We start from the raw sequence: 24,310 nt of genomic DNA on the forward strand, positions 1-24,310 counted from the left end.
CTATATGTGAGCTAGTTTAATATTGATTTAAATTCGGGGATGATTATAACTACAGTTAAGATCAACGCAAGGGAATGCATTGCAATAAAATATAATCTAGTATAAGTCGTGACGGTTATTCTTAAGCTAGTCATAATGCAGTAGACGTCAAAAAAAGTGAACACCTGCGTACGTTTCTTTATTTAACGACACTCCGTTTGCCTCCTCCTTTACCTGCTAGCTAGCAGGTGATTCCCTTGCTAACAGAAATGAATGTTTGATGTATTATTTTGTGAGCTAGAATGACCGCTCGCGCGGTTTTATCAATTATAAGCAAGTTAATAAGCTTCGCGTTCTACTGCTGCCTACTCAGACAATCAAAGCAGAGCTGCCTAGAGACCTTGTGCCCCACTAACAGACTTCGAACTAAACTTTAGGAGATAACTGCTTTGCAGTATTTATATGCACGCACTATTAAGTGCTGATCAAGGATAAGATATAAGCAGATCAGTCAAACATATAAGCTACTAGCAAGCAGTAGCTCAGTTAATTACTGCCACCCAAACAAAAACTAGAGTTTTAAGCGAATTAAGAAAATGGTAATTTACTTAAAGCTAGCTGCACACTACGAGACATGTCATGAGCAAACTAGTCAATATTGAAACTGTCTTTTATAGTGCTATCGCGTTACGCAAGTACGCTAGTATTTATTAGCTACCTGTAGCAAGTAAGCGGCTCTGCCAGAACCGACTTCTTAAGAATGCTAACAAATTTAGTAGAGCATATTACTCACAACATGTGAGTAGGTTTTGCTACTACGCAGTTTTAGCCAAAACCATGAATATACACTTTTATCCTGACGAGCTTAACGACGCGCTAGCGGTAATAAATTACTACAGTTGATTTGCTAAAAATGCGCAGGGAAACACCTAACAGCTACAGTCAGCTAAAGAATATCACTTCTCTCATTATGATAAAAAAATAATCTTTCCTTTAGTTCTTAAAATTGTCAAGGCTTATTATAATATACTTCAAAATAAAGGTAAGTATTATGAACTATCAGACTTTAACTACTGCTATTGTTATTATGTTAATTCTTTTTACTACTGGCTGCTCTGTATTTGAGAGAGCGGTTTATCACCCTGATATTAATCAGGGCAATTATCTAACTCCTACTGACGTCTCTAAAATTCACACTGGTATGACTAAACAGCAGGTAATCTACATACTTGGCACATCAATGGTGAAAGATCCGTTCGGCTCAAATACCTGGTATTACATTTTTCGCCGTAAACCAAGTCATGAATCCGTCACACAGCAAACACTGACTCTGACTTTTGATAATTGCGATACTTTAATCAATATACACAACAAGTCGATACTTGAAAATACTCATGCCAGCAAATAAATTTTAACCTTAGTTGACAAAATCTCGGAGAGGTCGGGGCGCAGTTGGCTACGCGCAGGAAAATAGCGATAGATAAGTTATTTTGCATGCAATTCACGCGCTAACGTTACTTCTACTGAGCGAAAACTTGAGCGTCGGCCAGATAATACTGGCTCCTATGATTATCGTCACAGAGTATTAACTCATAGTGAACACTAACTAATAATAAATATGTAGATTTTGTTAACGTCAAGATCGATGTTATGATTCGGTACTAACAGACCAAAGGCGCGTATTGTCTACTGCAGATTACCCCTCCTTTTTTAGCGCTAGTTACTAGCAACATTAAGGAACTAACAGAAAGTAAACTACCTTAACTATATGTTAGGTATTGTAAACCTCTTTGACACGGCTAGTGAAAGCCATGACTATGCTATTCATCATTTCTTTGAAACATCTCCAAAAGCCAGTTCGATAAATTGATTTTTAAATGCAAAATCGAGATGAAAATCGACTTTACTTACCTCATTGCTAAGTGGAATAAAAAACCAATTGGCGGCAAAGTAGCTGAAAGGACCTTCAACCAAGCAAATTACAATGCTTTTGTTTATAGTAAACATATTGTGAGTAGTAAATGATTTACTAATGCCAGCTTTAGATACATTTATTTCAGTGATCAACGCACTACCATTCTGCTTAAGCACTCGGATAGCGTTACATCCAGGAAGAAATTCCGGATAAGCGCTGATATTATTGACTAAAGTAAACATTTTCTCTGTGCTATAAGGCACCAGCGCGGAACGAATAATATGAAGCATCACCTTTCCTAATTTACCTACTTATTATAACATGAATATTTTCCAATCAGACAAAAAGACCGTTACGTTCGTATGTCATGTTTATGATCAAAAGTTTATCCAAAAAACGAAACTTTTTTTAGGGACTATATTGCCTAATACTATTCACTATGACAAATAAAAAAGCATACAAAGTCAACTCAACTACCATTGCGCAAAACAAACGCGTCCGACACGAGTATTTGATTGAACAAGAGTTTGAGGCAGGACTTTCGCTGCAAGGATGGGAAGTAAAATCGCTACGTGCAGGCAGGGTAAACATAAACGAAAGCTATGTGTTACTTAGGGATGGAGAAGCTTATCTTTTCGGCGCTAGATTTCCACCACTACCGGTGGTGTCTTCCCATGTGGTCTGTGACCCCATAAGAACCCGTAAGTTACTATTAACGAAACGTGAACTCTATTTGTTATTAGAATATATGAACCGTAAAAACTACACAGTTGTAGCGCTGTCGCTATATTGGAAAAACGCGTGGGTAAAAGTAAAAATCGGCAGCGCCAAGGGTAAAAAAGAACATCATAAACGTACAAGTATTAAGGAACGTGAATGGCAGCGTGATAAGGAGCGTATTATGAAGCACGCCAGACGATAACATTGTTGAAACTTTGTAAATATGCTATGATGAAATTCTGGGGCTGATTCTGGATTAGACGGGACTTACAAAACTTAAGGTGCATGCCGAGGTGAGGTTGGCCTCGTAAAAAGCCTAAAAAAAATAATTGCAAACGACTCGCAATACGAATCTGCTGCATTAGCAGCCTAATCAGCTTAATAAACTGAAGATTCTCTCTCTCCCTAGCCTCCGCTCTTAGGACGGGGATCAAGAGAGATTAAACACAGAAGAGATCGCGTATATGTCCTGCCTGGGGATAAAACGTTAAATCACATCAGGCTAGTCTATTAGTCGCGTGTCTATCCGCAGCTGACAGATAAATGTAAAGATCAGACTAAGCATGTAGTACCAAAAGCGTAGAAATTCCGGACGCGGGTTCAAATCCCGCCAGCTCCACTAGCTTTAGATAAAAAGAAACGAAAAGTACACAAAAGTGCCATTAGTTTTCATTACTGATTCATGACCAAAAATCCACTTATCTTGGTAAACGTCACATATTGATCAAGTGTTAAATGAACTATAAATAACCTCACGATTATATATCGTAGAATAATTATCTTGTGTACATGTGAAGAAAACCAACTGCACTCAGAAAGTTATGCAATTTTGATGTCTATCAAGCGGCATAATAACATCTGAAGGCCGGGCGGAGAGATGTAATAAAATACCCACAAAGGGGAATATGTCCGGAGTTACTTTGCAGACTCAGTTGACGCCCGGCAGCCAGCATCTTATTAGATGCTACTATAACTCACAAATTCCTTTGATATGCTAATTATATTCAAAACAGCTAAATATTACAGCCAAACGTTCATCATATCTGATAAAAACTATTACCAGCCTGCGCTGGTGTAATCAAAAACTTCAATATAACTTGCCTTCAGATAAAGATTAAAACGATAAAAGCGAGCTCAATTTAGAGTAACATCTTAGTAATCTACTACACGCCTAGATCGCTCGCACAAGTTCGCACTAAGCTAGCTTGTGCAAAGATGCTATCAACTGCCTTTAACGCTGCAAGAGTAAAATTTTAGTTACAAAGACACAATCTTTCACATGAAATATAGTTAACAAAATTATCAGAAATGTAGTGGCAAGCTGAAGTTGGCCAACTAAGTTGGGGGTATGATATTTCGCTTAAATTATTTATAATTATCCTGAATAAAAATAATTGCTTTTGCTATTTAAGATAGCATTCTTAACTCGGTTCTTAATCAACATTACGCGCATAAAATGCAGTTTAAATTATTAATAACAGAGCAACTGTGCACAGCGCGGTATTAACTATTAAATAAATTAAATTGATAACGATGTAGAAAGAGATAGTATATTTAAACTAAAGAATTATATTCTAAAAATATGATGCTCTTGTTGTTGAATTCACTCAACGTTTATTAGCAATCGATATATGCAGAATGCAATAATCAATCGCATTTTGTTAGGTCTTTAGTATATATCGAAATATATATCTTCACTGATACTTTTCGAACTAATGAATTTAATCCATAGCATGTTATGCTACTGAATAAATGTGATTTAAAATTGGCACGAAAGCAATGATAGAAACATCACTTTTGTTTTAACCTATATTCCCTGAGATCAATATGATCAGTTAGATAATTAGTTATTTGATGAAATATCTGGCAATATACAGATATTGATTCATAAATACAAGCGCGTAAACAATAAGAATATTAAATACCTCCGCTTCTTAATAACTGATTTGTATTGTTTTAGTGCACTAAGATTTGAAACGACAGCGATATTATTGACATCTAGATATGAAACAATCGCATTACTTGTCAGTAACGCGGAGTTTATTTATCAATCAATAGTCTGGGTAATGTTGCCCTTTCAGGGCGAATGCTCACTGTTAAAGCACACATAAAACCAAAGAACCGAGTTATTATCCTCCTGCTGTAAGTTACACAGCAAAAGAATAAACTACTACATTAATCATAAATATTAAAAGGCGTTGTAGTAACAACATGAAATAATACAAACCACATGAGCTGGCAAGGTAATTGCTTAAATAAGGAGATAAATAAATAAATTTTTTTAAACTTATAAAAACAGAAGGTTAACTAGTTAAGGCAACAAAAGCCTTTGTCGAAACAAAATTGCTATATCATAAAATATTACAGTATCATTGTGTTACACGAATATAATAGAGCTTTTAAGGCTAAACGCGTCAAAAAATTGTTATACATTTATCTAATAATTTATATTCATATGGTATAATTATATACCTTAATGTTAAGGTAGTATCCTAGCTTTTATGTAAGTCACGAATTGTAACATAATAATTGTAGGTATTTAATCTTACAACAAAACAATACTATTAATATAATTATAGACATAATAATTAATATGAATGCTATGCTTATTTCTTCTACATATTTAGTTGATTTCCCTTTTAATACAAAATAATTCTTTATGTTATCCTAATAATTAAATATTTCTGGTCTTATATTTTACTTACGTCTATAAGTAATTATTTACTCTATAAAGTAGCGATACTTAACTACCTTCTTTTCAAAACAACGCGATCTACACTATGTTTGCGACTTAACATTAAAGCAGCAAATTACCGGTGGTTTTCTCTGTGCTCATCACAAGAGAAACTAGTCGCTAAATATTTCTCAAAGATTATTCATAGTGTAGTATCGATGATATTTTGCGCACAGCACTCCTTTATCAGCTAGATAGCCGTAAAAATAAAGAACGTGATCTGGGGCAATCGTTAAGCCAAACAGTTGGTACGGCCTCGGGGTTTTGAGAAATAGCCATGAGTTAACTCATATAAAATTTTAATAAAAACTATAATCAACATTATTACCAGTGATATGCAGCATCAACCAATATTACAATTTCTAACTAAATCAAACATAGAGAATTTCTTGCCACAATTTATATAGTAGAAAAATATCTCACTGACCCGTTACTTAGAATTTACGGTTTATTTACTAAATCAGTGCTGAAAATTCATAAAGCACATGACTAAATACAAGCTTTATCAATAAGCTTAGCGAACTTAAAGAAATAAATGTTGCAGTTTATGCCTTACATCGGTTTCATGTACAAAACCTCGAACGAGAAAATTTACCTTACCTAATAAAAAACTCTTAACATCATTCATTAGTCAAAAACGGTACGAGAGTACCGCAACTCTAGCGTGAAAATCATTAATTTACCTATCATAAGGGCAAATTCTGAAATACAAACGTAAGTGATTCCTAAGAGAAATAAGTTACTATGCGCTTTCGAACATAGATTGTCTATGTCAATCGAATGACCAGCGCTTCGAAGGTTAAGTAGCGATGCATACATTAACTTGATCGAAGATTTTCATGGTATAGGAATAATAGATTTAGGTTGCAAACCTCATTATAACCATCCAACGCCGCAGTATTTATAAAACACTAAGAATACCAGGTTGTATATCAGCTAATGTTTGATGTTTGGATCTTCATAACAAAAATATTATTAACCAAAACTACACTAATATTCGTCAGTTAACACGTCTGCTAATATTATAGGTCGACTAATTTGACCCGTAAGAGTGCATGCTACGTTACGCAACCCAACGGCTTGGTAACTAATCTCAATAATAAAAACATTGACGCTACAATTAAGCCGCAGAGCGATTACTATTCTGCATACTGTTTTTATAAGTTATATAACTTAGCAAAGCTTCTTTTATACAAAGAAAAATAGGAGTAGACTTTTGCTAAACTTGAACGAAGTCAGTTAAGCGTTTATTCCTCGTTTATGTTTTCCTCTAAAGGAAAGACGGTTTTAACGTTAAACATAGCTTTCGTCATAGTCCATTCTTAGTTACGACTAGATGCATGACATTTTGGAAAAATATGTAGCTAACAAGTCAAAATTCGGTGGTGTCAGATAATTGCCTCTTAACAGTCAGAACGAAATTAGCTACAACGATATAATACTGTATTCGGAGTGCTGCAGTAGTTTTTTATAAAAAGCTCAGTAAGTCCTGCTACTGTATGAACACGTCGGGCATGCGATACTACTTTTAATAAAAAATTTATGGAGAAATAAGAGATATATTATATATATCAATATATTTTGAATACTTTCAGGGAATCAAAGACCCGTATAGACTAAAATAACTAATGAATTTAAGTACAATATCTTTCTTCAGTACATCAGCATGTTACAGACTTCAAACGTTAATGATACATGTTATGATTCGCTGTTGTGCATTCTCTTATTTTTGTCTGCATCTACTATCTCCACCTCAAACCTAGCTATTAAGCTATGCGGTTATTTAAAATATTTTACAACACAAGACAAGATTATCTAGCTGTCGGTTTCCAGTTAATAAGTCATTAATGACAGAACAGCGCACGACATCAAATCATATATGGGTTAACATTAGATGCCAGTCAATAAATTATCTGCTCTGAAGTTGTTGAGCAACAGGGTATATTCTCTGCTCCACTCCTGTAGCCATACCAGTTAACCCTTTGATTCATTGGCAGCATAAGAGTTGCGATTAGCTCGCATCCGCTCTACTTAATGTATTTTGTGCTTCATTTCATATTTTTCCAGATTAGGCCAGATAGGTATCTAGGCACTCCATAGCTTATGCTAAAATTAATAAAACAGATGCAGGGGCATTTTCGAAAAAAAACAGCACTAATAAAGTATTAATCAAATCATTTATTGTCTCTAATTCAATTTTCCGCACCAACATCGTGATCAGCACTTGCTCTCTACATGTTTGCCTTGTCAGCAATTACCTTATACTGCATGCAACTGACATGGCAAAAATCAACATCAGTAATAACTGATGGCGGCTAGTAAGCGCACTTATATCATAAAGTTCATAACTAGTAAGTTACTTTAGCGCAGCCAAAGCTATCAGGCAGGTTGTAGTCAATAGCATTCTTTCTACTTTTCTAGCGCCTTAATCGAATTACATGCAAGATATTATAAAAGGCTAATCGGGTAAAGCTTTCATACATATGTGACGGGGCGGCATAACGGATATTTAATCGGTAAAGCGACACACGCAGCAATATCAGAGCTTGCTTTTTGATCTAGGAAAGTGCACTCGAACACGAGTTTTATCACCTAGAATAGCGATTCTACCTTATGTTTATTAGTATCAGAGAAAATATTACGTAAGCACATGATAGCGGGGCAAAGAAGGTATCATACGAAGTTCCTACTGAGTTGAGTGGCTTTATATAGTTGCTATTTATACCTCCAATTGAGGATAAGTTAGTATAAAAACGCCGTAGATAACGAGGGTTTCCTGGCCATGTGACGGATGGTGTGTGATATGAGCTTCCGGTGTCTTTAATATGTCACAAACTATACTCTTAGTTATTTTGCGTACATGTATATCCTACGTGGGGGGGGATACAGAGTATAAGTATGGGATTATAATAAATCCATTGCTGGTATTTGTTAACATAACTACACTGCATTAGCAACTATAGATCACATTAATCCTTACCGCATGCACACTAAAATGCAATAAGGCGTAAGTTCCAATGCTAGCGATTTGATTATGTCCTTTCCCAGGGTTATTGGAGGCAAATAATATATTCTCCCTACGGGGTAAGGTTGAGGTTATCTTTATGCATCTGGTTAGATTGATCAGATTTTGCTCGCGCTCTATGTTTTCATTAATTAAGTTACGCGCGAGACATAAAAATATTCTTGGTATAACACTATTAAACAAATCTATTCTCTACTTTATAATTGATGTTCATAAACAAACTATGATGATTTACAACGGTATGATTAATCAGCGCATCTGAACGATCAAAGAGATTCGCGTATTTATCAATTACATAATCATCACCTTGTCCAGGTTGATAAAAAATGCTAAAATTACTCTTTGTCATTTACATAATAATGCGTTACTTAAAATAAATCAGTCAATTTGGCACAAACGTCAGCGCCATATATTTTTTATCAACACCTTCACATGCATATCACCTACTTCTATAGGACGATCGACGCGTCGCTGTTCACCACCCCAGCGCAAAATGGTATTAGCATTTTTACTCCCTTTAAGAATTTCCCCTTATAAGATAACACGTATGACAAGTCACGCTTCTCATAAAGGCTTTGTTCATTTTAGCCCCTTAGTAATTTACATAGTACTGTTAATTTATTTTATAATTTTTAATGATGGTGATCGCAGAATAATTTTACCTGCAGAGATAAAAACGCAATAACAGGTCTTATACACAATTAGTTTGTGTATAAGCCATTAACTTCTTTTTCAGCGTGAAGTTCTATATTATTTTCTGATTTCAGTGATCATCTTAAATGTATGACGTCTATGATTTAGGTACTAATACTAATGATTATCACAACCGAGTTGATTTAAGCTGACGATAATCTATAACAAAATCTAACATTACCACCTCATGCTATTGACGCTATTTACACATATCAGGGATTCTTTTGATCGGTAGCGTAGTGCCTATCGCTGGAGACTGTGATTAAAATAAGACGCTTTGATACACAATATAACTTATGTGTTTAGTTTTCCTGTGAAAAAGATTGATTAATGAAATTATCGCTATCGGTAGCGATATCTGCTGACTCATAACATTGTCTGCAGCGCAGTATACCTTTGAGTGATCATATTGACTAACTTGCAAACATCGTTATGTTGTATTTACCTTCAAACTACAATAATGATTGTAATCGTTTTAACCGATTGTTTCCTTGATCATCATTCCTAACAATATGATAAACAGGCAGCAATCAGATAAGTTGGTCGCAGTTGTCAACTGATTGCATTCGTGTTGCTTCTTGCTGTAATAAAATGACGAGCGATGCTTAAGTCAGGCATACGGCTTAGACTACATCCTTGTGAATGTTAGGCAAAATGATGGCCAAACGTTTTCTCACTAGAAAACGTTTGGCCTAACTTTGGGTTAAAATACTGTCTGCTCAAATACGATATTTTAATCGATAAGAGGCTTATGATTGCTTATTGATTGTATAGACTAGCAATCTTAATCTCCGGTTTGAGATATGTTACCACCATCATCATTAGCCTATTAGTACTAATGATGCTCAACAAAGACGATATTTGCGCAAGTTGCGAGCGAAAACGTACGGTTGATTAACCTTCTGATAACGTAATTTTTGATGAATTAAAGAGTGTAAACCATGTAGATTGCTGACGCTCGTCCTGCTCTGCAAATACACATAGCTGAAAATTCTCATTAGGTTAATAAAAGTCATTATTATTTCCAACTTAAGTAAACGCCATGCTTACATGCAACTTAATAGATGCACCATCTAGAGTTGTTGGCTAAATAAAATCATTGACATTTAGAGTGATAATCATTCTTAACGAAGATTAAGGGAAAATTTCTGTTGCCTGCCAAGCAACATGGTTAATCAGTAAAGATGAGTATCCCTATAAACCATCAGAATAATTTTAGCTAGTTGTTCTTTGCGCTTTTATATAAATATGATATTTTATCGTTATCATCTTAAAATATTAGCTTTCAGCCAAGTCTAGCAATGTCAATATATCAACTTTTTCTGTACTGCCTCAATGCAGTACAATTTAGTTGACATGAATATATGGACATGCATATTATTCATTAAATTAAGTTTTAATCAGTACTCATCTTTATAATAACCATCAATAGCAGTAAGAAATATAACTATAAATGTCAAGAGTTGCGATTTTGATCTAGTTAAAATCGGCGGCTATTTTAAATGTTATTGGCTAGTGAATCAGCGCCAAAAAAGATTACTTGCGGCGAAAGCCTATCTACAAGATTATACTTAGTTTCTTACTAAAATATACCTTGCCGTAATAGCGTTAATCATAACCATTTATGATATTTACCAGATATGTTATTTACTATAAGTATTTATAATTAAATAGGTAAATGAATATGATTATCTTCTTAAATTATAAGATTATCGTATACTTAAAGTTTGTTCGTAAGGAGAATATAAATATTATTTTAATAAAACTAATGATGTATTATTTAGGTACTTTAAGGTAAAGATAATTATGCTTGTGTATTTCATTGCAATATATTGCACGACCATAGCCAGAATAAATAAAACTTTATTTTTGCAATGAGAAAATAGATTGTAATGAATGTAATTATGTTACAATTCAAATTAATAAATACAAGTTTACGAGTTATTTCACTTATTTATACTAATTTAGTTAAAATAATGCATATCCTTTACTAATTCATACACATATGCTTATATGTACCATACAATTTATAAGGCTTTAATGCGATAAATGATACAGAGAGCTTTTATATTTAATAAAATCGTTAATAATCTCATTAAGATAAAAGTAGTTATGTTTTCAATATTTTATCGTAAAAGCAACAATATACAAAACCACTTAAGGACCGAATTTTGGTATAGAATACATGTTTGCACTTAAAGTGCAATTATATCTATTTCACGATTTATAAGTGTTTATTTACTAACATCTCAATCGTAACGTTAAAAGTGCATATGAATTTCCTGAATTGCAGGTTGGCTTATTAAGCCATAAAATTAATATTATTAAATGTCAATCAATCATATAGCAATAAAATATAAACATGATATTCCATGATTCTCAGAGAGATTTATATAATATGAACGTATTTTGTTTTTCTATCAATTTATGAGAAATGCATTGCCATAAGCTATAGTAATCAATTTCACAAAAACTTAGTTGTGCTGTGACTTTATACAATGTTTATTGTTAAATATTGTATGTTTATGAGAAAATAATTTTGTATCAAGTATTTATCTCTAGGTGTAAATTGCATTTATTATTTAATATTATGTGTATTGTTGCACCTTATTAAAGCATTAGGTTTTTATAGTAACTCCTAGCAAAGAAAGATATATAGTTTAGTTCAAATGCATTATTTCATGCACATTTCATAATATTCTTCTACATAGGATATACAGTTTAAAATTAACTAAGGTTCATGAAACCATTTACTATTTAATAACAATCTTACTATCATTAATAGTAATTACTTAAGTATAATAAATTTAGTTAAATAGTAGTATTATCTAGTGTACCTCCTTATCATTACAACAGTTAAGTAACATACTATAATTAGAAAATATATTAACTAGATTTTAATTTTAGCTTCTACTGCATTAGTAATATAAAATACCATAGCGATATTATAAATAATATCGCTATAGGTCATCAACTCTAAAACTTGTTCATAAATTTTACTTTTATCTTATTTATCTGATTATAACATATAGATGGTTAGCTGACATTGTAAAAATCCTAACTCATATGTAATATATTGTTTATTTTGATATCTTTATTGATCAATTAATAATTACTTTAATTGTACTTTATGATGATTAAAATAAACAAAAATAAATTAACTGCTAAAAGCATAAAACAATACGAATAAAATTTACGGGATACAAGTCCAATGTATTTATTAAATAAATCATGTTAATGCTATAAGTATAGTTTTAAGTTAATTAAAGATGATTTAACTTAAAGTAATATACACTAAAATTTTTATTTATAAATACTAGTAATTTACTAAAATCCTTAGCTATATAATTAATATATTAAGTTTATAATTATTGTCATTATAATAAATATAGAAATTTGTGGCACGCATTATTGCGTACCTGCTGCTTATAGAAATAACTTATAATTATATTATTAGTTTCTTTTTTTGTTGTAACAAAGTGCATAGTTACGAGGTGGTAGTAAAATAACCGTAATAAATTAGCTAAATCAATAACTCAATAAATCATAATTAACTGCTAACCATCGCTATATTTATTAGAATATATTTATCATACCAAAATATTTATTTTCTGTTATTGTTGACTTATTATACCACATCACAAAATTAACTTGTCAACAGCATCGTTACTTTTTATACATGAACAGGCTATAAATCTGATAAATCAACGCTGATTAATATTTTGCAAAATATAGCTAATGAACGTATGTGGCTTTTAACCACCATAAAAGTGCTCAAAATATCAAAGGCACTCGTGCGTATAGCAAAATATATCTTTAAGAAAGATATTTTAGTTATCTGTATTAATTTTACTTTTACATGAATAACCTTATAAATATGTTAAAAACCTTATGGTTGCTCTTAGTTAATTACAAGTTATATTTTAATGTACTATCACTATGACCATGATTATCTTTAGTTACTTATTGGTTATCAATGAATTAATTTTATCGTTTCTAGATATAAATAAATCAAATAAACATGGATTTAGGTAAAAATAGCATTCCACCTTTAATTACGTTGTTGTTTAATATTTATTAAATATAACTGCTTTAACAGTTGGGAAAACTATATATGTCACAATTTATTACATGGTCTTAGCGATACAAGCTTTCATGCAACTAACAAGTGTTACGTCCACGTTGGGTTAAACTACTTGACTTACTAGTCAAGTGCTACAGCGCAACTCGGCTGTTATGGAATTATAAACTATATGATACAGGTGCTGATTTGGAAGAATAACTATTATTGCCCATTCCAGGCAATATTAATTTAAGCATCATTATCTTGATAACTAATTTTAGATTAAATCTAGACTAGCCAGGCGCTAGCGATACAAAGTGATGTTTCTCTTGTTACCCATCGTTTTCGAGATATACCTCGTGATTAGTTATTTTATGGTGTGCGATAATATCACGGGATCATAACAATTTTGATTGTACTTATTTTATCATTCTATTATTTCCTTTTAACTTTTCAATTATACATATTTTCACTAGAAAATTCAGCATGTAGATATTTAAAATATATCAACATGAACTGTATGCCTAATGCAAGAACTAGAAAGTCTCAATAACCAGTTTTTGCTACCCTACCATGCTTACAAATATGCTGCTCAATGAAAGTGAGCAATAGTCATTAAAAGTAATAGATAAGTAAATAAGTAGGTTTCAATAATGCATAACAACATAACTAATAAGAGCCACATACCAGATAACCTGTGTTGTCTGACCCCCCTGGATTGTTCTACGAGCTAATACTTACCTTCTTAGTCACAATATTTTCAGTGCATTCATTTTTACTGTAAAACAATGTCTTGACTTGTTTGATTAATTTGCTAGTGAGCATACTGCCCGTTTTGTTTTGATAATCTACTCGAGCGTAATAATTAAAAATCTCATAAAGCACTTACAGACTTATTCAAATACGGCAGCTCTACTCCCGTTGCATGCCGGGGAAAATCAAACATACCTCTGATACTTACGAATTAAAGACAGAGTAGCATGATTTTGTTAATTTTTTATCGTGCAAAAATAAGCTCCTTAAATAGGATTGACGTTCCACATGCAACTTACAACTTTATACCTCTATCATTGTAGATGTAATAGTTATCTCTTGGTTTATTACTGTAACGTAATCATCTAATATACTTTTCTTATCTAGCTTTCGACAAAGATAATTGCATTCTCAAATAAACTTAGCCACACAAACAAATTAAATTAAAAATCGGACGTGTTATATTATTCACTCAACAAGCATTCCAATATACTTACTTAATTGAGTAAATGAGCAAATTCTTCCATGGAAGAATAATATTCTTTTAATGCTGTGAAAACATAAATAAACTAGAATAGTTATATTAACATACTTGATCTTACACTTTATTTGCAAATGAAGCTGAACAAAGAGAAAACCGTCAAGTGTATATAACATGATAGCCCATAATTCGCTATCTTAAACGCGGTTTATTTGTTGTCCAATCACGGGTTGGTGCTTAAGGTTTGTATAACAACTCTGACGAACTGCATTTGCTCCGGGGAGCAAAATGAAAGGTGCGGTGTAGAGAGTTGCTATAAAATCGCGTTGTTTAATTAATTACGTCGCGCAATGTATGCGCAGTCATTTTTTTGAGAAAAATCATGTCAGATAAAAATAAAAAAAAAGTAATCGTCGGCATGTCCGGCGGTGTTGACTCTTCCGTTTCCGCCTGGTTACTACAACAGCAAGGATATCGAGTGGAGGGATTATTCATGAAAAACTGGGAAGAAGACGACAACGAAGAATATTGCAATGCAGCAAGCGATCTAGCTGATGCACAGGCGGTGTGTGATACCTTGGGTATCACCCTACATACAGTTAATTTTGCCGCTGAATATTGGAATAATGTTTTTGTGCACTTTCTTGCTGAATATAAGGCTGGCCGCACGAATAATCCAGATATTTTGTGCAATAAAGAAATTAAATTCAAAGCTTTCTTGGAGTTTGCATCAGAGAATATGGGTGCCCACTTTATTTCCACTGGTCACCATGTACGCCGTATCGACTTAGGCGGTAAAAGTAAGTTGCTGCGTGGTCTAGATTATGATAAAGATCAGAGCTATTTTCTCTATACGTTGAGCTATGGGCAACTTGCGCGCTGCCTGTTTCCAATAGGGGAACTAACTAAACCAAAAGTACGGCAAATTGCCGCCGAGCTTGGTTTGATTACCTCCACCAAAAAAGATTCCACAGGCATCTGTTTTATTGGCAAACGAAAATTCCGCAATTTCCTCGGCCAATACCTACCGGTACATCCTGGTGTCATTATGTCAGTTGATGGCCTCGAGGTAGGCTACCATCAGGGCTTGATGTACTATACATTAGGTCAGCGTAAAGGACTTGGCATTGGCGGTACCCGAGACGGCAGTAAAGACCCCTGGTATGTGGTGGAAAAGGATATTGAAAATAATCGACTGATTGTTGCTCAGGGTCACAAGCATCCGCGACTGATGTCTACCGGTTTTATTGCCGACCAGCTGCACTGGGTCGTTCGGGAACCGTTAACAAATAATCTGCGCTGTACGGTGAAAACTCGTTACCGTCAGCCGGATATTAATTGTATAGTCACGCCACAAGAGAACGGAAAACGCTTGCAGGTTACCTTCGATCAGCCACTAGCTGCTGTGACGCCAGGCCAATCAGCAGTATTTTATGTCGCGGAATGTTGCTTAGGCGGCGGGATTATTGAAACACGACAACCGTTGCCTGATTAAATCTCTAATTGTCTAGATCCTTTATTACCCTAAGTGGCCCCTCTGTCCGGGGGTAAATCGGCGCGGTAGACACAGAATCCTTATAAAAGGGGTCTGAAACACTAAAGCGTACACCTATGTTATGTATTTTACAGCGATTTATGGCGTATTTCGCATACGTAGTACGCCTATAGTTTGGTTCACTAAACATTATAAATGGTAAACTGCACTTCCGGCAAGAGATACGGAAATCATCTTGACCTAAAATTTTTTTAACATTAAATTGGCGATAATAGAAATATTCTAAAATGCAAGACTTATGAAATACCTCTCTTTCACTAAAGTCAACGCAACGAATAATCCTTACGAGTTTTTGCTCGAGAGTCTGCTGACTTTTGATTTGCTTCCTGCCTTTGCGGCAACAACGTAGGCAGTTAGATATGTTTGTGCATGGAGCGTTGCTTATGTGCTAAATACGGCGTTGTGTAAAAAAGCTTGCCGAGTTGAAGTACTATAAAATTGGGGTAATAGTGCTAAAACGCAACCTAACCGATAATCTCGATGCTTAAGGGGGCTTTAAGTTGTTACATCCAACAGACTAAACCGGCACAACCCAGATATTTTAATTTCCTATTGGATACACTTATTAGTATCGCGACTAGTATCCATTTAAACATTATCATCACGATATAACTGCACATCTAGGTTACCGACGTAACATCAGCATTGATCATTCCCATGATCAGACTAAATAGTACGTTTTACTGTTAACAAGCTGGCGCTTTATTATTCCATAACAGAATAGTAGGGCAGTTAGTAACTTTAGCTAAAGTTCGGTCTTAAAAGATTTTTTCAAACAATCCAAATCAGCCACTTGCTAATTTTTTTATTTTTAGGAGTTTTATAATCAATGGAATTATCCTCTCTGACCGCCATTTCACCAGTGGACGGACGCTATAGCGACAAAGTTGGCCCGCTGCGAGCTCTTTTTAGTGAATTCGGTTTTCTGAAATTTCGCGTACAGGTAGAAGTACGATTACTGCAACAGTTAGCAGCCTGTGACGCGATCAAAGAATTGCCAGCCTTTGATGATCACGCAAATAATTACCTCGATAAGATCGTTGCAAACTTTAGCATGGAAGACGCTAAGCGCATCAAAAGTATTGAAAGCATCACCAATCATGACGTAAAAGCAGTTGAGTATTTTTTAAAAGAAAAAATTGCAAAACTACCTATACTGCAATCAATAAGCGAATTCATCCATTTTGCCTGCACTTCCGAAGATATCAATAACCTTTCTATCGCTCTAATGTTGTCCACCGCGCGCACGACCATTATACTGCCGGCTTGGCGCAAAATCATCGACGACATAATGGTACTTGCTGAACGATATCGGGATATTCCCCTGCTTTCGCGCACCCACGGCCAGCCAGCAACTCCCTCGACTCTTGGTAAGGAGATGGCTAATTTTGTCTATCGCATGAAGCGTCAATATTGCCAGTTCGAGAAAGTAGAAGTTTTAGGAAAAATTAACGGTGCAGTTGGCAATTACAATGCCTACATAGTTGCTTACCCTGAAGTAAACTGGCATAGTTTCAGCGAGAAGTTCGTCACTGGTTTAGGTATTTGTTGGAATCCATATACTACTCAAATAGAGCCGCATGATTATATCGCTGAAATGTTCCATTGTATTGCACGGTTTAATACTATTGTAATTGATTTCGACCGTGACATTTGGGGATATATTGCCATAAATTATTTTAAACAACGCACTTTTGCCGGGGAAATAGGATCATCAACCATGCCACACAAGGTGAACCCTATCGACTTCGAAAATTCGGAAGGAAATCTAGGGATGGCAAATGCTGTCATGAACCATTTATCAGCAAAACTACTAGTTTCACGCTGGCAGCGGGATTTGACTGATTCCACATTATTGCGCAACTTAGGTATTGGTATTGGTTATGCACTTGTCGCTTATCAGTCTACACTTAAAGGAATTAGTACACTAGAGGTTAATCAGGTTCATTTATTGACGGAACTCAATAGCAATTGGAAAGTTCTAGCAGAACCTATACAAATAGTAATGCGCCGGCACGGTATTAAAAAATCGTACGAAAAGCTTCAAAAACTCACCAAAGGTAAACATGTAACTGCTAAAAACATAAAATCTTTTATCGATAGCTTGCCGCTGCCGCATGAGGAAAAAGTACGATTAAAGAAGCTAACACCGGCTAACTATATTGGACGCGCAGCAACGCTGGTTGATGAATTAAAATAGAATAAGGATAGGGATCTTGTGTCCTACATAATTTTATGTTTATCCATGAGGAGTTTAGCTCTTCTTTGGAAGAATAATATTGTCTGAATAAGACATTATTTTCTAGATGGAAAGATACTAGTTTGACAAAACGGAGTGCGCCACAAAATCTGCTAAAATTATTTTATTCAGGAGCTGCGATGTCCATTACAGTAATAAAAGATAATTATTTTATTAATCAATATGTAACAATGCAGATGCGTGAAACATAGCATAAATGTGGATACCGCTGGACGCTAAAGCATATATTACTATTACTTTCTAAATTAACATCAACTATATATCACAATTATCGATCTAGGCTTGCTAGATAAGGACGGTCTTAATATGATTCACTGCTTGCGTCGAAATTAGGTAATCTACCTTATTTGTACTCACTAGTAATGGATGACGGAAATAAAGTTAAAAGTCTATAAGTAGACGCCAATGGCTATTCATCACTAAACTATTTCATTTGGAAGAAATTATGGCACGCGTACAGGCGTTGATGCGCCGTAACATCGATCTCGTATCGCGGATCATCAAACTGCCAACTATTCTTATTAGTCTTTCGCGCAGTGAACTCACGATTAACAAAATTAATATCAATGCTCGGCCGCGTTTGAGTTTAATACTATTAAAGTCGTCAACAAGGATTCGCTCATGTTGTATCTTTATCCTAACGCTGAATTACAACGCGATAGTTACACTATCTAAATTGGTCATGGGTCGTCTGAAAATATAGACTAATTGCTCTGGGATGAAGTAACAACCAAAGTTAACGTAAGGGATATCGTTTTGATTTTAATTAGGCTCTATGTCTCTATTTCAAATTAATCCCATGCACATCAGGCTTTTTATTGACTGTGCAACCGGTATAGTTCTAACGCTCTATTTGTACTACGTAGCCACTACTGCACCTGATCGCTCACTTGTAAGTTTGACCTATAAAAACTTAATCAAGCAGGTGCTTTTAAATCTATGGCATTTCAAATACCCATGCAACCCGGCACTATAGAAGGCACAGAGTAAGCTAATCTCAGCACAATTTCTCCCGATGACCGAAGTTATTTTAATACACCTTTCATCGCATATGAGGCACGCGTTGCGGCAACAGCCGCAACGCGTTATTCATACATAGCGTTATTCTAGAACAACATTAACCCGTTAGTTCGCTATAGGCGCTGGATTATCTTGTGTATGCCTTTAGTTAGAAGCACTTATTAAATTAACTATACAATATTTTATCATTAGGCTTTTTTATCACAGTATGCAAAGCTAACTTATGCCCCTTCCACGACAATTATAATAATTATTCAACAGAATCAAAAATTACAGACTATGTTAGGAAAATTTGGGCTCTATCGATGTCACCATGAAAAACTTGATAACCGGCTCAAAGCTGAAATTCATTAGCTTTTACATAGCTCGCATTATATTATGTGAGTAATTTTATATATTGATGCATATTGTAATATGCTATTCTTGAGAGAGGGTTCATAACAGCCTGGATACAAACTATTTTCAAAATCTCGTCGCTAATGATCATTAGCTTCTTACTCACTGCAAACTACAAATAATCGAAAGTTATTACAATAAATGTATTTTTTCTTGTCTATGATAGCTTTCATAGCCAGCAAACGCCTGCGCGCTTTTAGTAACGGGCATTATCTTGATAATAATCTAAAGGTGTTGATAATAAAGTTGTTACCAGAGAGATGACGCCCCATTGGCAGTATTCGATTGTACATTATTGTAGGCAATTTTCACCGTTACTTAGCCAGAGTTAAACTTTTTTTATGCAAAATTGCATCCCAAGTACACTACTTTCATTCAGGTATAGACACCATGTGAGTACCGTATTGCACGATATAAAAATCGTCTTTTGCTAACTTCCTTGCCCCGCTAATCGCGTGATCTATTTATTACCATAGTGATACGTTGAGAAGCTTTGTTTTAAGTGTTGTATGTATAAAAAGCAAAATATATAGCTTAGCCACACTGATCGATGATGATGTTGATAAACGCGTGGTTTACTTACAATACACAACTGCTGGCAAGATCATAATATTTTCCTACAATAAGTTCTACACACCTGACTCAATTTTAGATTTAATTCTATATTACAGGCGACGAAACAAAATACATTGTACAAAAGACAGAAAACTAAGTAGGTGTTTCTAAAAGCAACACTTCACATCCAAAAGAATCGGCGAACTATGGAATGATAACTTTGTCTATATCAAAGGATATTTTGCTAAATAAATTTTATGAGTACGCTATGCTTTCAGGAAACACTAGCATCAACAATTACAACGGACACTCTTAATGATGACGCTATGATAAAGTCTCAAAATATATCTAATATGTCTGCAAGCCACCTCAGTAACTAACAGAGTATGCATAATAAATAATGCTACCTTAATTATCAGATCGTTCATAAAATTATCGATATTCTGATTTACCAGCAAAAATATCGCTCAACATCCACTCTAGTTTAAACAGCGCTAAATAGACGAGAATTCCGATTATCTTTATAATTATATTACACATTGTAACAACTACTACCAATAATCGTTGTAAAACAATTACAATGACGTAAAATTGTGGAAAAATCCGCATGAACAGCGATATTCTTTACTCGGTTAGTATGTCATAGTTTAAGCTCAGTTAGGAATGTACAAATGCTCGACTTTGTGCAACCATCCCACCAGTGAACATAAAAAATTTTTATCTTAAGCAACGCTATCAAAGCTCCAGTAAAAATACGGGATAGAAAGTGCGGTGTTTATACCTTAATCTTTTACGTTTACTAGAACAGACAGATGAGCCGACTATAAATGCGCTGGCACACTTGTTCCTTATGCGGCCTCATTGACTGTTTAATACCCTGGCTGGATCGATGTGACTAGCGCGCCACGCCGGATATCCGCTCGCCAGTAAACTGAGCAACAACACCGTTACCAGCACGCTGCTAATATCTACCAATGATAGCTCAATCGGTAGGAAATCGATAAAGTAGATATCCTTGGACATCAGCCGATAACCCAACCATGTTTCCATCTTCTTCACCAGCGTAGTAAGGTTTAGTGCCATTAATACACCAACTATCGCACCGATCACGCTGCCAATCAAACCAGCTAATAACCCGTAGAAAATAAAAATAACACGGATTAGCCCGTTTTTAGCTCCCATAGTACGTAAAATTCCTATAGCGGCGCTTTTAGCCTTAACTGCCATCAACAGCGTGGAGACGATATTAAAACAGGCGACACCGATCACCAACAACATCGCTAGATAAATAATGGTGCGTATCATTTGAATATCTCGATACATATAGCCGTAACTATCTATCCAGCTTCGAATTTTTACATGGATATTAGTAAATTTTTCCGTATTGAGCACCAGTTTATGAGCCTTGAAAACGTCGCTGACCTTAATGGCTAGACCACTTACGTCTCCCTTCCGCTGCAAATAGATCTGAGCATCCGCCAGCGGCATCATTGCAAAACTGTGATCCAGTTGACTGTTCAAAGTCAAAATACCACTGATCTGCAAACGAATACGTTTGGGTTGTGACAGTTTTATCTTCCAATCTTTGTTGGGAATTATCACCGTCAACCAATCGCCAAACGTGGCATGCAGCGTATCGGCAACGCCCTTACCGACGATAATTTGCTGTTTACCAGCTTGAAACTGCGACCACGCGTCACCTTGTACATAGCTTGGCAGCGCACTCAATCGCATTTCCAGCATTGGGTCGACGCCTTTTACATGAACTGCCTTAACTTTGTCAGCGCGCTCTATGAGGCCAGTAAATTTCAGATAGGGAGCTACCGCTAGAATACCCGGACCCTGTTCAATGCTTTTCAACATGGTAGGCCAGTCGGTAAATGGCTGATGCACCGACTCGATTTCTATATGCGGTACTACCGCTAAGATACGGTGTTTTACTTCACGCTCGAAACCATTCATAGCGCTCAAGCCGATAATTAGCACCGCTACCCCTAGCGATATTCCGATGATCGAGATGATTGACATTAAAGATATTATACTACCTTGACGACCCCGGCTAAAACGAATTGCGATTTGTAACGACAGAGGAATTTTCATTCTACGGCTTCCCGTAACTCGCCATCGCTCATTTTTAACTGCCGTGGCATCCGCTTTGCCAATTTAAGATCATGGGTAACTATTACAAAAGCGGTACCCTGGTTTATATTTAGTTTACATAATAGTTTAAAAATATTGTCGGCATTTTGCTGATCTAAATTACCAGTGGGCTCATCAGCCAAAACTAGCTGAGGGTGATTTACTAACGCACGGGCGATAGCCACCCGTTGGCGTTCGCCACCTGATAATTCCGCCGGGCGTTGGTAGCCGCATTTCTCAATCCCTACTGCTTCCATCATTTTCCACGCCGTTTCTTGCGCCTGTCTTGGGCGAGCTCCGCCAATCAAAAGAGGCATCGCCACATTTTCTAACGCAGTAAAATCTAACAACAAATGATGGAATTGATAAATAAAACCTAGACAGTGGTTTCGTAACTGAGCACGCGCAGCGGAAGAAAGTTTATTCAGCGATTGGCCTTTAAATATCACCTCGCCACTGGTCGGTTTATCTAGTCCGCCTAACAAGTGTAATAGCGTGCTTTTGCCGGAACCAGAATTTCCAAGAATCGCCATCATTTCACCACGCTGCAACGTGAAACTAACGTTACATAATATATTAGTGTAAATAGTACCTTCCTTGTAACATTTGCTGAGTTGGGAGCATTTTAATAAAGGATTATCATTCATATCGTAAAACCTCAGCAGGCTTAACAGCGGCGGCAAGATAGGAAGGATAAATAGTGGATAACAATGCTATGTTAATTGCCAAGAGAGCTATAAACGTTACTTGTAACGGTTCGATAACCACTGGTATGACGGCTCCGTCAAGCAACACTCCTAGAGCCGGCATAAGACTATTTAGTTGAATCGCTAATAAAATTCCGAGGCTGGTTCCGAGCAAAGTACCAGTAATGCCAGCAATAGCCCCTTGAGAAACAAACACCAACATGACCTGCCGGCCAGTCAGTCCCTGAGTTTGCAAAATTGCTACTTCGGCTTGTTTTTCCATTACTAGCAATCCGAGTGAAGTAAGAATATTAAATGCTGCCACCACGACAATTAGGCTTAATAGCAAGCCCATCATGTTTTTTTCCATACGCACAGCCTGGAATAATTCTCCCTTGCGTTCGCGCCAATCGTGCCACACTAGACTATCCGGCAAAATCTGAGCACTGAAGTTAGCTACTGCTAGAGGTTGCTGGAACCACAATCGCCAACCGGTAACATATCCAGCGGGATAGCGCATTAGACGCGAAGCATCCTGCTGGTTAACCAACAATTGGTAACCATCGACTTCGCTGTTGGCGGCGAAGGTACCGGCCAGGGTAAACAATCGCTGGCTAGAAATACGGCCTATCGGTGTCAATTGACTAGCTCCGGGCACTATTAGCCGCAATGCATCGCCGTGCTTTACGCCCAGAGCGTCGGCTAGTTTATCACCCAAGATTACCCGGTATTGGCCGGCCACCAGGTCATCTTTTCTGGCATCCAGAAAATAACGTGATAGAGGTTCATGATAGCTGCAAGGTGTGATACCGAGCATCACACCAACCGCTACACTGCGAGCGCTTTGCAGCACGACATCGCTAGTAGTTAGCGGCGCAACGTACGTTACGCCCTCAAGCACTTTTAGCAATGAGGATGGGATGCGTTCAGGATCAAGCCGCCCCTCAAAGGTGGTCAACAGCGCTTGTGGCATGAACCTGAGGATATTGCTCTCAAGTTCACGCTCGAAGCCATTCATAACTGATAATATTACCAGTATTGCCATCACGCCAAGAGTGATGGCAATACTTGATAACCAAGAAATAAAGCATCTGAAGCAGTCTGATGCCCGCCCACGCATATAGCGCAGGCCAATATATAATACAACAGAATGATACATTAATTTTCGTCTGGATGTGATTGCGAAAGCAAAATAATAAAGAATAGTAAAGAGTCGTGTGGCATAATTAAACTATTAAGCGCTTAAACAACCCACTTTGATTCATGAAAAGCGCATATTTTATGCCATAGTCTTAAACGCCGTAGCATTTTACAGCAAAGCCATGTTACAGCGGAC

The 24,310-nt window shown here is 35.9% G+C and carries 8 protein-coding genes, 1 other RNA gene and 1 pseudogene; 6 read left to right on the top strand and 4 right to left on the bottom strand.

The annotated features are described in order from the left end of the window. Positions 1–1,030: 1,030 nt before the first annotated feature. A complete protein-coding gene (bamE, locus tag HBA_RS02580) occupies positions 1,031–1,387 on the top strand; it encodes an outer membrane protein assembly factor BamE (RefSeq protein WP_097032457.1) in 357 nt (118 codons plus the stop codon). Positions 1,388–1,750: 363 nt separating this feature from the next. Here the strand turns inward: bamE and HBA_RS02585 are convergent. After that, a pseudogene (locus HBA_RS02585) lies at positions 1,751–2,184 on the bottom strand (SRPBCC family protein). Between the two features lie 149 nt (positions 2,185–2,333). Here HBA_RS02585 and smpB point away from each other — a divergent pair. From smpB to HBA_RS02610, 5 genes are all read left to right on the top strand, one after another. Beyond that, positions 2,334–2,816 (top strand): SsrA-binding protein SmpB, encoded by a 483-nt coding sequence (gene smpB / locus HBA_RS02590; protein WP_097032458.1) that lies wholly within the window; start codon positions 2,334–2,336, stop codon positions 2,814–2,816. Positions 2,817–2,855: 39 nt separating this feature from the next. After that, positions 2,856–3,236, top strand: a transfer-messenger RNA (tmRNA) gene (ssrA, locus tag HBA_RS02595). Positions 3,237–14,733: 11,497 nt separating this feature from the next. After that, positions 14,734–15,858, top strand: a complete 1,125-nt coding sequence (gene mnmA, locus HBA_RS02600) for a tRNA 2-thiouridine(34) synthase MnmA (RefSeq protein WP_457920921.1) — start codon at positions 14,734–14,736, stop codon at positions 15,856–15,858. Positions 15,859–16,747: 889 nt separating this feature from the next. Beyond that, positions 16,748–18,118, top strand: coding sequence for an adenylosuccinate lyase (gene purB / locus HBA_RS02605; protein ID WP_097032460.1), 1,371 nt, complete (start codon positions 16,748–16,750; stop codon positions 18,116–18,118). A gap of 505 nt (positions 18,119–18,623) precedes the next feature. Continuing rightward, positions 18,624–18,881: a hypothetical protein gene (locus HBA_RS02610; protein WP_097032461.1), complete on the top strand. Its 258-nt coding sequence runs from the start codon at positions 18,624–18,626 to the stop codon at positions 18,879–18,881. A 2,126-nt stretch (positions 18,882–21,007) separates the two neighbouring features. Here HBA_RS02610 and lolE read toward each other — a convergent pair. From lolE to lolC, 3 genes are read right to left on the bottom strand one after another with little or no spacing between them, the layout of a single operon-like run. Beyond that, positions 21,008–22,249 (bottom strand): lipoprotein-releasing ABC transporter permease subunit LolE, encoded by a 1,242-nt coding sequence (lolE, locus tag HBA_RS02615; RefSeq protein ID WP_097032462.1) that lies wholly within the window; start codon positions 22,247–22,249, stop codon positions 21,008–21,010. After that, positions 22,246–22,935 carry a lipoprotein-releasing ABC transporter ATP-binding protein LolD gene (gene lolD / locus HBA_RS02620; protein ID WP_097032463.1) on the bottom strand — a complete coding sequence of 230 codons (690 nt, stop codon included), beginning with the start codon at positions 22,933–22,935 and terminating at the stop codon, positions 22,246–22,248. The genes lolE and lolD overlap by 4 nt, the downstream gene beginning before the upstream one ends. Further along, positions 22,928–24,133 carry a lipoprotein-releasing ABC transporter permease subunit LolC gene (gene lolC, locus HBA_RS02625; protein ID WP_097032464.1) on the bottom strand — a complete coding sequence of 402 codons (1,206 nt, stop codon included), beginning with the start codon at positions 24,131–24,133 and terminating at the stop codon, positions 22,928–22,930. The genes lolD and lolC overlap by 8 nt, the downstream gene beginning before the upstream one ends. Positions 24,134–24,310 lie beyond the last annotated feature (177 nt).

This window comes from Sodalis endosymbiont of Henestaris halophilus (assembly GCF_900161835.1).
GTDB lineage: Bacteria > Pseudomonadota > Gammaproteobacteria > Enterobacterales > Enterobacteriaceae.

Excerpts from the sequence above, each read along its gene's own strand:
- bamE (WP_097032457.1), top strand. The coding sequence starts at position 1,031 with ATGAACTATCAGACTTTAACTACTGCTATTGTTATTATGTTAATTCTT.
- smpB (WP_097032458.1), top strand. The coding sequence starts at position 2,334 with ATGACAAATAAAAAAGCATACAAAGTCAACTCAACTACCATTGCGCAA.
- purB (WP_097032460.1), top strand. The coding sequence starts at position 16,748 with ATGGAATTATCCTCTCTGACCGCCATTTCACCAGTGGACGGACGCTAT.
- HBA_RS02610 (WP_097032461.1), top strand. The coding sequence starts at position 18,624 with ATGGCACGCGTACAGGCGTTGATGCGCCGTAACATCGATCTCGTATCG.
- lolE (WP_097032462.1), bottom strand. The coding sequence starts at position 22,249 with ATGAAAATTCCTCTGTCGTTACAAATCGCAATTCGTTTTAGCCGGGGT.
- lolD (WP_097032463.1), bottom strand. The coding sequence starts at position 22,935 with ATGAATGATAATCCTTTATTAAAATGCTCCCAACTCAGCAAATGTTAC.
- lolC (WP_097032464.1), bottom strand. The coding sequence starts at position 24,133 with ATGTATCATTCTGTTGTATTATATATTGGCCTGCGCTATATGCGTGGG.